The 14,396-nt window shown below is 58.0% G+C and carries 17 protein-coding genes; 13 read left to right on the top strand and 4 right to left on the bottom strand.

The window, feature by feature from the left end:
- The first annotated feature begins 24 nt into the window (after positions 1-24).
- From pqqB to EX00_RS13075, 5 genes are all read left to right on the top strand, one after another.
- A complete protein-coding gene (gene pqqB / locus EX00_RS13095) occupies positions 25-933 on the top strand; it encodes a pyrroloquinoline quinone biosynthesis protein PqqB (RefSeq protein WP_047458251.1) in 909 nt (302 codons plus the stop codon).
- Positions 893-1,657, top strand: a complete 765-nt coding sequence (gene pqqC / locus EX00_RS13090; protein ID WP_047458248.1) for a pyrroloquinoline-quinone synthase PqqC — start codon at positions 893-895, stop codon at positions 1,655-1,657. Before pqqB ends, pqqC begins: the two co-directional genes overlap by 41 nt.
- Positions 1,654-1,953 carry a pyrroloquinoline quinone biosynthesis peptide chaperone PqqD gene (gene pqqD / locus EX00_RS13085; protein WP_047458245.1) on the top strand — a complete coding sequence of 100 codons (300 nt, stop codon included), beginning with the start codon at positions 1,654-1,656 and terminating at the stop codon, positions 1,951-1,953. The genes pqqC and pqqD overlap by 4 nt, the downstream gene beginning before the upstream one ends.
- 62 nt (positions 1,954-2,015) lie before the next feature.
- On the top strand, positions 2,016-3,074 hold the full coding sequence (gene pqqE, locus EX00_RS13080; RefSeq protein WP_234709036.1) for a pyrroloquinoline quinone biosynthesis protein PqqE: 1,059 nt from the start codon (positions 2,016-2,018) through the stop codon (positions 3,072-3,074).
- A gap of 314 nt (positions 3,075-3,388) precedes the next feature.
- A complete protein-coding gene (locus EX00_RS13075; RefSeq protein WP_047458240.1) occupies positions 3,389-4,045 on the top strand; it encodes a hypothetical protein in 657 nt (218 codons plus the stop codon).
- Between the two features lie 6 nt (positions 4,046-4,051).
- On the opposite strand, the gene rpsU is transcribed toward EX00_RS13075, so the two are convergent.
- A complete protein-coding gene (gene rpsU, locus EX00_RS13070) occupies positions 4,052-4,291 on the bottom strand; it encodes a 30S ribosomal protein S21 (protein WP_047458237.1) in 240 nt (79 codons plus the stop codon).
- A 510-nt stretch (positions 4,292-4,801) separates the two neighbouring features.
- Here rpsU and EX00_RS31450 point away from each other — a divergent pair.
- Positions 4,802-5,071: a hypothetical protein gene (locus EX00_RS31450; RefSeq protein WP_155294058.1), complete on the top strand. Its 270-nt coding sequence runs from the start codon at positions 4,802-4,804 to the stop codon at positions 5,069-5,071.
- Positions 5,072-5,186: 115 nt separating this feature from the next.
- Here EX00_RS31450 and EX00_RS13065 read toward each other — a convergent pair whose 3' ends face one another.
- Entirely contained in the window at positions 5,187-5,978 is a 792-nt protein-coding gene (locus EX00_RS13065; RefSeq protein ID WP_047458234.1) for a phenylalanine 4-monooxygenase, read from the bottom strand.
- Positions 5,979-6,101: 123 nt separating this feature from the next.
- On the opposite strand from EX00_RS13065, the gene EX00_RS13060 reads away from it, so the two are divergent.
- Entirely contained in the window at positions 6,102-6,563 is a 462-nt protein-coding gene (locus tag EX00_RS13060; protein WP_047460261.1) for an Lrp/AsnC family transcriptional regulator, read from the top strand.
- A 24-nt stretch (positions 6,564-6,587) separates the two neighbouring features.
- On the opposite strand, the gene EX00_RS13055 is transcribed toward EX00_RS13060, so the two are convergent.
- Positions 6,588-7,304 carry an SAM-dependent methyltransferase gene (locus EX00_RS13055; RefSeq protein ID WP_047458232.1) on the bottom strand — a complete coding sequence of 239 codons (717 nt, stop codon included), beginning with the start codon at positions 7,302-7,304 and terminating at the stop codon, positions 6,588-6,590.
- Between the two features lie 197 nt (positions 7,305-7,501).
- Positions 7,502-7,981 carry an Lrp/AsnC family transcriptional regulator gene (locus tag EX00_RS13050; RefSeq protein WP_047458229.1) on the bottom strand — a complete coding sequence of 160 codons (480 nt, stop codon included), beginning with the start codon at positions 7,979-7,981 and terminating at the stop codon, positions 7,502-7,504.
- Between the two features lie 130 nt (positions 7,982-8,111).
- Here EX00_RS13050 and hppD point away from each other — a divergent pair, with 130 nt between their 5' ends.
- From hppD to purU, 6 genes are all read left to right on the top strand, one after another.
- Positions 8,112-9,221 carry a 4-hydroxyphenylpyruvate dioxygenase gene (hppD, locus tag EX00_RS13045; protein WP_047458227.1) on the top strand — a complete coding sequence of 370 codons (1,110 nt, stop codon included), beginning with the start codon at positions 8,112-8,114 and terminating at the stop codon, positions 9,219-9,221.
- Positions 9,222-9,280: 59 nt separating this feature from the next.
- Positions 9,281-10,642, top strand: a complete 1,362-nt coding sequence (hmgA, locus tag EX00_RS13040; protein WP_047458224.1) for a homogentisate 1,2-dioxygenase — start codon at positions 9,281-9,283, stop codon at positions 10,640-10,642.
- A 37-nt stretch (positions 10,643-10,679) separates the two neighbouring features.
- Entirely contained in the window at positions 10,680-11,705 is a 1,026-nt protein-coding gene (locus tag EX00_RS13035; RefSeq protein ID WP_047460259.1) for a fumarylacetoacetate hydrolase family protein, read from the top strand.
- Positions 11,702-12,334: a maleylacetoacetate isomerase gene (gene maiA, locus EX00_RS13030; protein WP_047458221.1), complete on the top strand. Its 633-nt coding sequence runs from the start codon at positions 11,702-11,704 to the stop codon at positions 12,332-12,334. Before EX00_RS13035 ends, maiA begins: the two co-directional genes overlap by 4 nt.
- A 301-nt stretch (positions 12,335-12,635) precedes the next feature.
- Entirely contained in the window at positions 12,636-13,442 is an 807-nt protein-coding gene (locus tag EX00_RS13025; protein WP_047458218.1) for a 3-methyl-2-oxobutanoate hydroxymethyltransferase, read from the top strand.
- 59 nt (positions 13,443-13,501) lie between these two features.
- Entirely contained in the window at positions 13,502-14,386 is an 885-nt protein-coding gene (gene purU / locus EX00_RS13020) for a formyltetrahydrofolate deformylase (RefSeq protein ID WP_047458215.1), read from the top strand.
- Positions 14,387-14,396 lie beyond the last annotated feature (10 nt).

Here is a 14,396-nt window from a genome sequence, read left to right as displayed (position 1 = left end):
CGCTGATCATCTGAAAGCAACAGATTGACCGTTCGATTTCTTGTGCTCGGTGCAGCTGCCGGAGGGGGCTTACCGCAGTGGAATTGTGGCTGTCCGAACTGCGCGGCGGCACGCCAGGGCGCTCTCGCTCCGCAAACGCAATCGTCGCTGGCAATCAGTGTCGATGGCCGCGATTGGCTGATTGTGAATGCTTCTCCGGACATCCGCCAGCAGTTGCACGACCGGGCTGCTCTATGGCCCAAGGCATTGCGCGACAGCCCGATTAAGAGCGTCGTCCTGACGAATGGCGATGTCGATCATGTCGCGGGTCTTCTGACACTACGGGAAAAACAGCCGTTTCAGCTCCTCGTAACAAAAGCCTTGCTGGAGACGCTGGGGCAGAACCCGATTTTCAAGGTTCTCGATCCCGTCCACGTTAAGCAAAAGCCGATCGAGCTCGAAACGCCGTTCTTTCCGCTGGATGGCCTTGAAACAAGGCTCTTTGCCGTTGCCGGCAAGGTTCCGCTCTATCTTGAGAAGGGTGAACCGGAGCTTGAGCTTGAAAGCGAACAGACCGTCGGCATGGAGTTTCGCGTCGGCGACAGGCGCATCTTCTACATTCCCGGCTGCGGGGCGGTGAGTGCTGTCCTGGCGGATCGAATTGCCGGAGCGGATCTGCTGTTCTTCGACGGCACGGTCTTCACCGATGACGAGATGATCAGAACAGGCACCGGTCAGAAGACCGGCCGACGGATGGGACACATGCCGATCAGCGGCCCCGATGGCAGTCTCGAGGCATTGTCCCGTCTGTCGATCGGGCGGAGTATCTATATTCATATCAACAATACCAACCCGATCTGGCGGGCTGGACCGGAGCGCGCCGAGCTTGAGCGACACGGCTTCGCGGTCGGCTATGACGGAATGGAGATCACGCTTGCAACAGGCAGCCAATAGAGAAGCGTTCGAAGCGCGCCTGCGCGCGGTCGGCGAGGCGCGCTATCACGACAAGCACCCGTTTCATCGGCAGTTGCATGGTGGTCACTGCAGCATGATCCAGGTGCAGGCCTGGGTTATTAACCGGTATTATTATCAAAGCCGCATCCCGATGAAGGATGCCGCCTTTTTGTCGCGTTGCGAGGACCCGCAATTGCGGCGAGCCTGGCGCAATCGCATCGAGGATCATGACGGTGGCGTCGACGATGGCGGCGGGATACGTCGCTGGCTGAAGCTTGCCGAGGCGGTGGGGCTTGATCCGGACTTTGTCGCCTCGACGCGTGGCGTGCTTGCCGGCACGCGGTTTGCAGTGGATGCCTATGTCCATTTCGTGCGCGAAAAGCCGATGCTGGAAGCGGTTGCTTCCTCGCTGACAGAGATGTTCGCCCCTGCCATCCATGCCAATCGCATCGCTGGCCTGATCGAGCACTACGCCTTTGCCAATGACAGCGCGCTCGCCTATTTTCGCCAGCGCCTCAACGAAGCGCCGAAAGAGGTCGCGTTCGGGTTGAACTATGTTCTCGATCACGCCGATACGCTGGAAAAGCAAGATGCTTCCGTGGCCGCGCTGACATTCAAGACCGATGTCCTCTGGTCGCAGCTCGATGCGCTTTCCCATGCCTATGTCAGCCCAGGGCTTATCCCGCCTGGCGGCTGGGATGGGCGCGAAGGGGTAATATCATGAGTGAGGACGACGCCCTCAAGATCGACGGCCAAACCATCGCCAAGCTCGCGCGCGGCGTCAGGCTGCGTGAGGACGCCGCGCGCGGGCAGACGATCCTGCTTGCGCCCGAGCGCGCGCTTGCATTGGATGAAATTGCGGTGGCGATCGTCAACGCTCTCGATGGAGTGAGAACGCTGGACGAAATCGCCGCTGGCTTTGCGCAGCAGTTCGAAGCGCCGAAGGAGGAGATCCTGAACGACGTGATAGCCTTCATCCGCGATTTTGCCAGCCGGCGGATGCTGGAGCTGAACCGGTGAGCGATCATCTTGAAACCAGCAATGGCAGGGAGCGCAGCATCGCCGCGCCGTCGCCGATTGCCATGCTGGCGGAATTGACGCATCGCTGCCCGCTTGCCTGCCCTTATTGCTCCAATCCGCTGGAACTGACCCAAAGCTGCGACGAGTTGACGACCGAGGAATGGCTGTCCGCCTTCCGGCAGGCCGCCGAACTCGGCGTCCTGCATCTGCATCTGTCCGGCGGGGAGCCGGTCGCGCGCCGTGATCTTGCCGCACTGACCAAGGGAGCCGCTTCCTATGGCCTCTATACCAACCTCATCACCTCCGGTATCGGGCTGACGCAGCCCCGTCTTACGGAACTCGCCGATGCCGGGTTGGACCATATCCAGCTTTCGATCCAGGGTGCGACGCCGGAAATGGCCGACCATGTCGGCAACTACAAAGGCGGCTATGCTCGCAAACTGGCGGTTGCCGGCTGGATTCGTGAGACCGGCATTCCGCTGACCGTCAACGCCGTTTGCCATAAACAGAACATGGATCAGATCAGCGACATGATCGCAAGCGCGGTCGAGCTCGGCGCGCGCCGCATAGAGATCGCGACCGTGCAGTTCCACGGATGGGCCGAGAAGAACCGCGCTGCGCTGATGCCGACGCGCGCCCAGGTCGAACGGACGACGGCGCTGGTCGTGGAGGCGCGCAGGACGCTGAACGGCATTCTCGTCATCGACTACGTGCCCGCAGATCACCATTCCCGCTATCCGAAAGCCTGTATGGGCGGCTGGGGCCGCACCGGGCTCAACATCACCCCATCGGGGCGGGTGCTGCCGTGCCATGCCGCAGAAACCATTCCGTCGCTTGCCTTCGACAATGTACGTGACAGACCGCTTTCGGACATCTGGTATCACGGTAGCGCCTTCAACGCCTATCGTGGTGACGACTGGATGCAGGAGCCCTGCCGCAGTTGCGCGCGAAAACATATCGACCATGGAGGCTGTCGTTGCCAGGCCATGGCGCTCGCGGGCAGCGCGGATGCGACCGATCCCGTCTGCATTCACTCGCCGTTCCATCAGGATATCGCGGCACGAGCTGAAGAGGACGGCCTCAGCGAGCTTCCGGCTTTTGTGTTTCGTGGCCGGGCATGATCGGTCCGCGCAGTGAGCCTTATGGTCATCTAGCGAGTGCGGCAAATGTGCACCGCAGCAAAAAACTTGAGCCCAAAGGGTTTACATGCTGTCCCTTGGATGGGATCGTTTAGGTGAGAGTTGCCTGATGCGCGTTGGATTTCTTCCTCGCGCGGGATGGTGCAGGTGCCCGATGGGTACCGAAATGCATCGTGGATCGGCGCTTAACAACCAAATCAAGCCGAGGCCGAGCGTTATTTCTCGCATCGCCTTCGGCTGTCGGCGCTGCACTTCGGCGTGCTGGCGTTGATACAAACGCTAATTGGGCTTTTGTGATGAGACTTGTTTTAACGCGCATTTTTTTAGGCGCCCTGGCAAGCACGGTGTCGCTTTCGCCGGCGGCTCATGCAAGCGATCTGCTGATCTGGACGCCTGTCAAAGTCGCGCCTCGGGCCTATCAGACAACCATCGGCTTTCGGCTGCCGATGGCCTGGGAAGTGAGCGCGGGTGCCGATATCGGCCTGGCAAGCGCGCCTGGCGGAAAGATTTTGAGCGGTTCCGAGCTTGCCACATTCTGGGGACGAGTGGTGGACGTTCATAACAATTTCGCCAGCAAATCGCGTCGCGAGGTGGCGCTGCGCCTGGACACGCTGAGGGGCAGCGGAACCTTGTATCTCGGCCGCTCGCGAAACTGGATTGTCTCGAAAGATCTCGATATGCAGACGACCCGCGCGCTGAATGTGAACTATATGGCGGCGCAGAACCAACCAACGTCCGTCACTGCCTCGCAGGCGGTGACGATGATCTTTCCCTCGACCGGCACGTCGATCTCGGCGAGCGGTGTAGTAACGGATATCAAAGGTACCCTCTCAAGCACGCTGGCCTTCAACCAGCCGATCGTGCCCAACCTTAATTTCACTGCTTCTGTCGTCGATCCGCTGGCCTTAACGCCAGCGGGCAACGTGAATGTGAACTATCGCATCAAATGGTAGAACTGATCAACGCGCCGGCGGCGCCTTCCGCTTGGGGCCGGGGATCAGCCCTTCGCGCTGCAGCTGCTTGCGTATCGCTTTGCGATGCCGGCTGATGGCCTGCGCTTTTTCCCGGACGCGTCGTTCGGACGGCTTCTCATAAGACTGCCGTGCCTTCATCTCGCGGAACAAACCCTCGCGCTGCATCTTCTTCTTGAGCACCCTGAGCGCCTGTTCGACATTGTTGTCTCTGACTAGAATATGCATTTGTTCTCCTTGTTGCTGTTGCTGAAATCGTCGCTCGTCAGCCGAGTTATTCGGCGACGAGCATCTCAAGCTCTTTGCGCATGAGAAGCACGGATAAGGCTTCCCGTTCTTCTCAGGCCGATTGATGGCCCCGTTACGCTCATTCGGCCAACGTCAATGACAATGGATAGTGGAAGCGCCGTCACGGGATGGTGCGGCGGACACGGGAGCTACGGTTCAAAAAAAGTTGCAGCAGCTAATTTCACACTGCGGCTTCGAGGCCCCACGGATAGTAACGCGGGATCGCAGTCCTCGCTGCGACAAATAGAGATCCAACAGGGTATTACAGGATAGGCTATCAAAACGTCAAGGCATCGAGGATGGGCGTTATGATCTTCATGCTACCGCGAAAACTTATCGCCAAACAGGCGCGCGGTAGTTTCCCCCGAAGTGGCGAAGGTCCCAAAGCGCAGTTAGCGCTTAGCGGATCGATCGCCTGAACGCCTGTGGGGTGAGGTTGAAAGACGCAAAGTGACCGTCGTGATATTGGTCTGTCGCCGGATCAAGAGAAATTGCGCACTCGATCCGGCGACAGGGCCGGCGGGCGGGCCGGCAGGCACGTTGACGTCAATCGACGTGCAATACAAAGACTTTAAGGTTGAGCGTGGTAATTTCCGCGTGGCCTCAACCGTTCGTCGCGGTGATCTTGGTAAGCAAATCACCGCGAGCTATAATATTGTCGAAACTCAAAGTTTCCATAGCGGTCAGACCTATGCCTTGGATAATGGGACTTTAGTCTGATGGTTCGGTGGCGCGCGTCACCACCCGCAAACCTTTGTCATGGGCACCAGGCATCGGGACAGCTTCAGGGCAGAGCTTTCTGACAAAATTGCATCCAAGCTTGGGCAATCAGCGGTCAGGAGGCCTTGGCTTCGAAAGCGGGTGGAAAATCACCCAGCGACTTCGCCTTGAGGATCAAACCTTCTATATCCTGCTCGACGATCGCTTCAAGGTCGGCGAAGCTGTCGATGACATAGTAGATCGGCTGGACGATATCGATCCGGTAAGGCGTTCTGAGAACGCTTAGCAGATCGAACGGGCGGAACTCGCACGCCTTGCCTTCCATGGCTGCCTTCGCTTCGCTTGGCGACGAAACGATGCCCGCGCCGAAGCAGCGGCGACCTTCTGGCGTGTTGATCAGTCCGAATTCAACGGTGAACCAGAAGATGCGGAACAAATGCCAGGAATAGCCCTTGCCGAGGTGGACGGCGGTTTCGCCGAAATGCCGCACGAAATTGGCATAGCTCTGGTTGGTGAGCAGCGGACAATGGCCGAATACCTCATGAAACAGGTCCGGCTCCTCGATATAGTCGATGTGCTCGCGGCGGCGCAGGAAGGTCGCAAGCGGGAATTTGCCCTGCGACAGGAGTTCGTAGAAGCGCGAGGGCGGAATGAGTGCCGGCACGCCTTCGACACCGAAGCCGGTGGTCTCGTTCAGGCGCCGGTTGACGTCGAGAAGCTGGGGGACCTTGTCCGGCTTGAGCCCCAGGGTCTTCACACCGTCCAGATATTCCCGGCAAGCCATATTGGCCAGCAGCTTCAACTGACGCCCGTAGAGTTCGCCCCAGATCGCATCTTCTTCGGCGGTGTAGGCGTATAAGCCATCTGGGCCAGGCAGCTTAGCGGTGTAGCTGCTTTCCTTGGTCATAGGCTGATCCTCCCAGATGCTGCGATACTCTTGCAATTATGCGCCGGATTTTGCGGATTTTCTTTTCTTTCCTGCTGGCTATCGGCATAGTACTGGTAAATATTCTCGAATATGGTGCTGTGGATGAAAGAACCTGGGAATTTTCATCTCAAACTTCTGCAGCTTGTCCAGGCCGATGGCAGCCTCTCGCTGGCGGAGCTGGCGGAGAAGGCCGGGATGTCGCAGAGCTCGGCTTGGCGGAAAATCCAGGAGCTGGAGACTGACGGCGTCATCCGCAAGCGTGTGACACTGCTCGATCCCGGAAAACTCGATCTCAAGCTCTGCGTTATCGCGCATGTGACCCTGGAGGATCACCACGAAGAGGCGGTCACGTCTTTCGCGTCGGTGGTGCTGGAGCGGCCGGAGATCATGGAGTGCTATGCGCTATCCGGCGCCTTCGACTACATGCTGAAGATCCGGGCGAGGGATGTGGAAAGCTACGAGGCCTTCATGACCCGCTATCTCATGCGCAACCCGCATGTGCGCACGGTGGTGTCGAGCTTTGTGCTGCGCGAGCTGAAATTCTCGACCGAATTGCCGATCTAGCGCGTCGCCCAATCCGCGGCGTGCCTAATCCATCGTCCGGCTGATGTGGATGCTATGAACCTTTGCCTTTTCCTGGGCGACGAACTCGGTCAATGCGGCTGGAATTTCCACCTCCGCACTATGTCTCGCAAGGACATGGAAGCCCTTTGGAAGGCAGGTCGCGATGCCATCGATTATCTCTTCGTAATCGACGATCAGCAACTCCCAACCGACCATGAGATCGAACAGTTCGGGATCGGCGATCACATGCTTGTTCTCGCAGAACCAGTAGGACGAAATCGCCAGGTCGGGCAGATAACCGATCATCGCTGGAAGGCTTCGTTGTTCGAACGCGAACCTTCCCGGAAGCCGGGCAGCCGACATGAGCTGCCTGCCCAGGGAAAGCTGGCTTTCCGATGAATCCAACCCATGAAGTTCAAGGCCGGGATTGCCGGCGAGATAGGCAAAGGCAAGGCTGAATGCACCTGAACCGCAGCCGAGATCGCATACTTTTTGATATGTGTGGATCGCTGTTCCGAGATTAAGGAGCGCCTGCAGGCACTTCAGCGAGTTGCGTATCCCGAATGCGCGGGTAAACGCGTCGGCAGAGCGGCTATAATCGAATATCTCGATTTGACGCCGGCTTTTTACGGCGTTGAGCAGAGCAATGGAATCGGTGGTCGGGTGATATAGGTGATGACATCTGAGCAGGACTTCGGCGAATTCTTCGAAATGTCGTGTTTGTCCTTCGACGCATTCCATATAAATTTATCCTCGAAAAGGAAGTGTATTTTTAAAGGATGATTGGAACGCGAGCATGCGCCGAAAAGCAAGCTCTCCGTGCGGGTTGCGCTCATCGGAACGAGCGCGGCCAAATCAATCGTCGCCAGCTTTAAAACCTGGTTCGTTTGATCTGCATCTTTGGCGTTCCTGGCAAACCAAAGCGCAATGTCGCCATGTCAGCCATGTGACATGATCACGGGGAATCCTTCAAAGGTCTTGAGTGTGTCGAGAACGATCGATGTCTTCACATGCTGGACCGACTCATGAGGCAACAGGACATCGTTGACGAATCTTGAGAGATCGGCGAGCCCGCGGGTCGCTACCTTCAGGTGGTAGTCCATTTCACCAGTCAGCGCATAGGCTTCGAGGACCTCCGGCAGCCCGCTGATCAGCTGCGAAAATCGTTGGGCATTGTCCCTGTTATGGGTTGCGAGCGTCACGGAAATGACCACCAACATATCCAAACCCAGCTTTTGCCTATCCAGATTGGCCTGATAGCCCTGGATATAGCCCTCAGCCTCCAGTCTCGTCCGTCGGCGCGAGCATTGCGAGGGTGAAAGCGCGATCCGCTCGCCCAACTCGTTGTTCGTCAATCTGCCGTCCTTTTGCAATTCCTGGAGCAGTCGCAAATCGAACTTGTCGAGTTGTTCATTCATTGCACAAAATCCCTGAAATCCTCACGATCTGTGCATAATTTCGCCCTTAACTATGAAGAATGCAAGCACATTGCACGCATTTTGGATCATACTTTGCATAATTGATATGCAAATTTCCCTGGAGGAGAAAATGGGTCCTTTTCCGCATGATGCGCCGCCGCCGGAAATCAGCGTCGACAATCCAGCCGGCACCGATGGCTTCGAATTCGTTGAATTCGCCCATCCCGAGCCCGAGAAGCTGCGTGAGCTCTTTACACGCATGGGCTATGTCCCGGTCGCCAGGCACAAGACGAAGGACATCACCGTCTGGCGGCAGGGCGATATCAACTATCTGCTTAATGCCGAACCCGGCAGCCATGCCGCCCGTTTCGTTGGAGAGCATGGTCCTGCAGCCCCGTCGATGGCCTGGCGGGTCGTTGACGCCAAGCACGCCTTCGATCATGCCGTGTCAAAAGGCGCCGTTCCCTATGAGGGGAATGACAAGGCACTCGATGTCCCGGCGATTGTCGGCATTGGCGGTTCGCTGCTCTATTTCATCGAGACCTATGGTGCAAAGGGTTCGGCTTACGCAGCCGAGTTCGATTGGCTCGGCGAGCGCGACCCGCGTCCCGAAGGGGTCGGCTTCTATTATCTCGATCATCTGACCCACAACGTCTTCCGCGGCAACATGGACAAATGGTGGGCTTTTTACCGCGAATTGTTCAACTTCAAGCAGATCCACTTCTTCGACATCGACGGGCGCATCACCGGTCTGGTGAGCCGCGCCATCACGTCGCCCTGTGGCAAGATCCGCATTCCGCTGAATGAATCGAAGGACGATACGAGCCAGATCGAGGAGTTTCTGAAGAAGTACAAGGGCGAGGGCATCCAGCACATCGCCGTGGGAACGGAAGATATCTACGAAGGCACCGACAGGCTCGCAGACAATGGGCTGCGCTTCATGCCCGGTCCTCCAGAGACCTATTACGACATGTCCTATGCACGCGTGAACGGGCATGACGAACCCATCGCGCGCATGAAGAAACATGGTATCCTTATCGACGGCGAAGGTGTGGTGAATGGCGGCATGACGAAGATCCTGCTGCAGATTTTCTCAAAAACCGTCATTGGCCCGATTTTCTTCGAATTCATCCAGCGCAAGGGCGACGAGGGCTTTGGCGAAGGCAATTTCCGCGCCCTTTTCGAGTCGATCGAGGCGGATCAGATCAAGCGGGGCGTGATCGGTACTGCGGCGGAGTGATTTTTGGGCGATCCTGCGCCTACGTGGGATCGCCCTCAGTTTTCGGGAGGAATTGAGCGATGGACCAGACAATGACCCAGGCTTCGGACAAAGAGGCCTCGGTGGCGGACATGCTGCAATATATGCCAGGCTTCGGCAACGACTTCGAAACGGAAACACTTCCTGGCGCTTTGCCGCAAGGCCAGAACAGTCCGCAGAAATGCAACTACGGTCTTTACGCGGAGCAGCTTTCCGGCTCGCCCTTCACCGCACCTCGAGGGACGAACGAAAGGTCCTGGCTCTATCGTATTCGCCCGAGCGTGCGCCACACCCGTCGTTTTTCCAACACCTCCTACCCGCACTGGAAATCTGCTCCCTGCCTGGACGATCATTCGCTTCCCCTCGGCCAGCTTCGTTGGGGTCCCGTGCCCGTGCCGGACGAGAGGCTAAGTTTTCTCGACGGGGTGCGGACGATGACCACCGCAGGCGACGTCCTGACGCAGACCGGGATGGCCGCGCATGTCTATGTCTTCAATGAGGACATGGTCGATGATTATGCCTTCAACGCCGATGGTGAACTGCTGATCGTTCCGCAGATCGGTGCTATCCGCGTGTTCACTGAAATGGGCGCCATGGACATCGAGCCCTTGGAGATATGCCTCATCCCACGCGGCATGATGTTCAAGGTGCTGCGCAAAGGCGACGAGAAGGTTTGGCGCGGCTATATATGCGAGAACTACGGCGCGAAATTCACGCTGCCGGATCGCGGGCCGATCGGCGCGAACTGCCTGGCAAATCCGCGCGATTTCAAGACGCCGGTCGCCGCATACGAGGACAAGGAAACGCCCTGCCGCGTGCATGTGAAGTGGTGCGGGAAATTCTACGTCACGGAAATCGGCCACTCGCCTCTCGATGTGGTCGCCTGGCACGGCAACTACGCACCTTTCAAATACGACTTGCGGACATTTTCCCCTGTTGGAGCGATCCTGTTCGATCATCCTGACCCGTCGATTTTCACGGTGCTGACCGCGCCGACGGAAAGTGCGGGTACGGCGAATGTCGATTTCGTGATCTTTCCGCCGCGCTGGCAGGTCGCCGAGCATACCTTCCGCCCGCCCTGGTATCACCGCAACATCATGAGCGAGTTCATGGGCCTGATCCATGGTCAGTATGATGCCAAGGAAGAAGGGTTCGTGCCGGGCGGCATCAGCCTGCACAACATGATGCTTCCGCATGGGCCGGATGCTTCAGGCTTCGAAAAGGCCTCCAATTCCGAGCTGAAACCCGTCAAGCTGGATCATACCATGGCCTTCATGTTCGAGACCCGCTACCCGCAGCAGGTGACCAAGTATGCGGCGGAGCTGGAAACGCTGCAGGATAATTATCTGGAATGTTGGGATGGCCTGGAACGCAGGTTCGACGGAACACCCGGCATCAAGTGAAGACCGGCCACGCATCCTCCGACATTGGGGCCAGAACATGAAGCTCGCGACATTGAAAGACTCCACACGGGACGGCCGGCTCGTCGTCGTCTCCCGTGACCTTACCCGCTGCTCCGAGGTCGGTCATATTGCCCGCACCTTGCAGGCGGCACTTGATGACTGGGAGCATGTGGCGCCGAGACTGGCGCTGATTGCCGAGGGGATCGAGACGGGCGCCCAGCCGACGATCAGGTTTCATGAACACGACGCCGCATCGCCTTTGCCGCGGGCCTATCAGTGGGCCGACGGGTCGGCCTATGTCAATCACGTCGAGTTGGTGCGCAAGGCGCGCAACGCCGAGATGCCGGCAAGCTTTTGGGTCGATCCATTGATGTATCAAGGTGGCTCGGACGGTTTTCTCGCGCCGCGCGATCCGATCGCGGTGACCGACGAGGCCCATGGGGTCGACATGGAAGGTGAAGTCGCCGTCATTGTCGGTGACGTGGCCATGGGTTCCGGTCCTGACGTCGCCCGGAGCGCCATCCGGCTAGTGATGCTTGTCAACGATGTCTCTTTGCGCGGTCTGATAGCGGAAGAGCTGGCAAAGGGCTTTGGTTTCTTCCAGTCCAAGCCCGCATCGGCATTTTCTCCGGTCGCGGTGACGCCGGACGAGCTTGGAGAGGCATGGGATGGCGGCAAGCTGCATCTTCCTTTGCTGGTGAGCTTGAATGGCAAGGCTTTCGGCCAGGCGAATGCCGGCGTCGACATGACGTTCGATTTCGGCCAGCTGATCGCCCATGCCGCCAAGACCCGCAATCTCGTCGCCGGAACGATCGTCGGCTCGGGGACAGTGTCCAACAAGCTGGACGGTGGGCCGGGCAAGCCGATCGAGAATGGAGGTGACGGCTATTCCTGCATCGCCGAAATCAGGATGATTGAGGCGATTGAAACCGGATCGCCGAAGACTCCATTCCTAAAATTCGGTGATCAGGTCCGTATCGAGATGAAGGATCGGGCCGGCCATTCCATCTTTGGGGCGATCGAGCAGACCGTCGAGCGATATAGCGGAGACGGGGCGCAATGAAGGAGGTCGTCCTCTACGACTATTGGCGATCGTCCGCGAGCTGTCGCGTCCGTATCGCGCTCAATATGCTGGGGGTCGATTACAAAACCGTATCGATCAATTTGTTGGAAGGTGAGCAGAGGAAGCCAGACTATCTGGCGCTCAACCCACAGGGTTTGGTGCCGACATTGGTGATCGACGGAAGGATACTGACGCAGTCGCTTTCGATCATCGAGTATCTGGCGGAGCTGCGACCGGAGAGCGGATTGCTGCCATCGGATATCGCAGGCCGGCAACACGTACGAGCGCTTGCCTATGCGATCGCCATGGATATCCATCCCATATGTAATACGCATGTCGTGGCAGAGGTCATGTCACTGACGGGCAAGGCCGAGGCGCGTGAGGAATGGATGAAGCACTTCATCTCGGATGGACTTCGTAAACTGGAAGCGATGCTCGACGAAGGCGACGGAAAATTCAGCTTTGGCGATGCGCCGACGATGGCGGACCTTTGTCTTGTCCCGCAAGTTTACAATGCCCGCCGCTGGGGCGTGGATATGACCGGTTTCAAGCGCATCGTCGATATCGATGGCAAGTGTGCCGAATTGCCCGCGTTTCAGGCGGCGCATCCCGACCGTGCGAGATCATAACGAAGTCCAAGCGTTGCTTTAACTCGTGCGCCGGATAAGTCCACGACAGTGGAATATCTGTGCGGCTCGCATGGCTGATGATGTATCCCATCATCAATGACATAAGAATTTGATATGTTTTGATAGATTCCATCAAGCATGCATTGAGGCCGGCGAAAACCCGGCCTATCCTTCCCGTCAAGAGGTAGGGATGATCGAGATGAGGAAGGGCGGTTGTGTCTAGCCCCCTTTGCATACATCGCGGGAAACGCAATCGGCTCCCGCCGCATGAATGATTCCATCTCTTTCAGAGGAAAGTTCCATGAAAAAACATAGTCGTGCAACGGTTGCCGATCTCCTGGCGATGAAAGGTAGCAGGCAGCTCACCATGTTGCGTGTCACCTCTCTGGAGGAAGCCGAGGCGGCTGAGAAGGCGGGCATCGATATCGTTTCCGTGCCGCCAGCGCTGCTAGGCCCGGCTTTTCGTGAGGCCGCTCCCACCTGCTTCGCCATTCCCGGTCTTGAGTATGGCGATTATGTCTCGGCGGAAGAGTATATGCGCGAAGCCTTCAAGGCGCTGAAGGCAGGCGGGGATGCGGTCTATTGCGCAGCCGGTGTGTCGACGATTAGGCGAATGCGCGAGGAGGGCATTCCAGTCTGCGGCCATGTCGGCCTTATTCCATCCAAGGCGACCTGGACGGGCGGTTTTCGCGCCGTCGGCAAGACGGCGGCGAGCGCCCTTGAGGTTTGGCGGCAGACCAAGGCGCTGGAAGAGGCCGGCGCCTTCGCCGTCGAGATCGAGGTGGTGCCGGGTGGTGTTGCCGAAGCCATCAGCCGGAATACATCGATGCTGATGATCTCGATGGGGGCGGGAAGCGGTTGCGATGCCCAGTATCTTTTTGCCGATGACGTGCTCGGCAGTCATGGTGGCCACTATCCGCGCCACGCGAAAATATATCGCAACTTTGCCGTCGAATATGAACGACTGCAACGCGAACGTATCGCCGCTTTCACGGAGTTTGCAGCGGATGTCCGCTCAGGCGCCTATCCGGAAAGACAACACTTCGTCTCGATCGAGGACGAGGAACTACAGGCTTTTCTGCGGCTTCTGACCGATGGTGGCCGATAGCGACTCTGTCTGACAAACTTTCACAACATGTCCATGATTTTCGAGCAGATGAGAATAGCATGACACATTATGTACTCACCGTTTCCTGCCGCTCGACGCGGGGGATAGTTGCGGCGATTGCCAATTATCTGGCCGACCAGGGCTGCAACATCGTCGACTCCAGCCAGTTCGACGATCTCGATACCGGCAAGTTCTTCATGCGCGTCAGTTTTGTGTCCGAAGAGGGCGTCGGCCAGGAGGCGCTGGTCGAGGGCTTCAAGCCGATTGCAGGCAAGTTCGAGATGGAGGCCGAGATCCACGACACCCAGAAGCGCATGAAGGTGCTGCTGATGGTGTCGCGCTTCGGCCATTGTCTGAATGACCTGCTCTACCGCTGGAAGATCGGCGCACTGCCGATCGACATCGTCGGCGTCGTCTCCAACCATTTCGAATACCAGAAGGTGGTGGTCAATCATGACATCCCCTTCCACCATATTCCGGTGACCAAGGCCAACAAGCCGCAGGCGGAAGCGCGGATCATGGATGTGGTCGAGCAGACCGGCACGGAACTGATCGTGCTGGCCCGCTATATGCAGATCCTGTCGGATTCGATGTGCCAAAAGATGTCGGGCCGGATCATCAACATCCACCATTCCTTCCTGCCGAGCTTCAAGGGCGCCAACCCCTACAAGCAGGCCTATGAGCGTGGGGTAAAACTGATCGGGGCGACGGCGCATTATGTGACGGCGGATCTGGACGAAGGTCCGATCATCGAGCAGGACACGGCGCGCATCACCCATGCGCAATCGGCCGACGATTATGTGTCGATCGGCCGGGATGTGGAAAGCCAGGTTCTCGCCCGCGCCATCCATGCGCATATCCACTACCGCACCTTCCTCAACGGCAACCGCACCATCGTCTTCCCGGCAAGCCCGGGGAGTTATGCTTCCGAGAGGATGGGCTGAGCGATGACGG

The sequence above is a fragment of the Martinezella rhizogenes genome (genome assembly GCF_000799715.1).
GTDB classification, from domain to species: Bacteria; Pseudomonadota; Alphaproteobacteria; order Rhizobiales; family Rhizobiaceae; genus Rhizobium; species Rhizobium rhizogenes_C.
The sequence above is the reverse complement of the archived record's forward strand: the minus strand, read 5'-3'. Positions and strand labels throughout refer to the sequence as shown.

What these genes read in the sequence shown, in the direction of transcription:
- pqqC (WP_047458248.1), top strand. Translation starts at nt 893, where the DNA reads ATGACGGAATGGAGATCACGCTTGCAACAGGCAGCCAATAGAGAAGCG.
- pqqD (WP_047458245.1), top strand. Translation starts at nt 1,654, where the DNA reads ATGAGTGAGGACGACGCCCTCAAGATCGACGGCCAAACCATCGCCAAG.
- pqqE (WP_234709036.1), top strand. Translation starts at nt 2,016, where the DNA reads ATGCTGGCGGAATTGACGCATCGCTGCCCGCTTGCCTGCCCTTATTGC.
- EX00_RS13075 (WP_047458240.1), top strand. Translation starts at nt 3,389, where the DNA reads ATGAGACTTGTTTTAACGCGCATTTTTTTAGGCGCCCTGGCAAGCACG.
- rpsU (WP_047458237.1), bottom strand. Translation starts at nt 4,291, where the DNA reads ATGCATATTCTAGTCAGAGACAACAATGTCGAACAGGCGCTCAGGGTG.
- EX00_RS13065 (WP_047458234.1), bottom strand. Translation starts at nt 5,978, where the DNA reads ATGACCAAGGAAAGCAGCTACACCGCTAAGCTGCCTGGCCCAGATGGC.
- EX00_RS13060 (WP_047460261.1), top strand. Translation starts at nt 6,102, where the DNA reads ATGAAAGAACCTGGGAATTTTCATCTCAAACTTCTGCAGCTTGTCCAG.
- EX00_RS13055 (WP_047458232.1), bottom strand. Translation starts at nt 7,304, where the DNA reads ATGGAATGCGTCGAAGGACAAACACGACATTTCGAAGAATTCGCCGAA.
- EX00_RS13050 (WP_047458229.1), bottom strand. Translation starts at nt 7,981, where the DNA reads ATGAATGAACAACTCGACAAGTTCGATTTGCGACTGCTCCAGGAATTG.
- hppD (WP_047458227.1), top strand. Translation starts at nt 8,112, where the DNA reads ATGGGTCCTTTTCCGCATGATGCGCCGCCGCCGGAAATCAGCGTCGAC.
- hmgA (WP_047458224.1), top strand. Translation starts at nt 9,281, where the DNA reads ATGGACCAGACAATGACCCAGGCTTCGGACAAAGAGGCCTCGGTGGCG.
- EX00_RS13035 (WP_047460259.1), top strand. Translation starts at nt 10,680, where the DNA reads ATGAAGCTCGCGACATTGAAAGACTCCACACGGGACGGCCGGCTCGTC.
- maiA (WP_047458221.1), top strand. Translation starts at nt 11,702, where the DNA reads ATGAAGGAGGTCGTCCTCTACGACTATTGGCGATCGTCCGCGAGCTGT.
- EX00_RS13025 (WP_047458218.1), top strand. Translation starts at nt 12,636, where the DNA reads ATGAAAAAACATAGTCGTGCAACGGTTGCCGATCTCCTGGCGATGAAA.
- purU (WP_047458215.1), top strand. Translation starts at nt 13,502, where the DNA reads ATGACACATTATGTACTCACCGTTTCCTGCCGCTCGACGCGGGGGATA.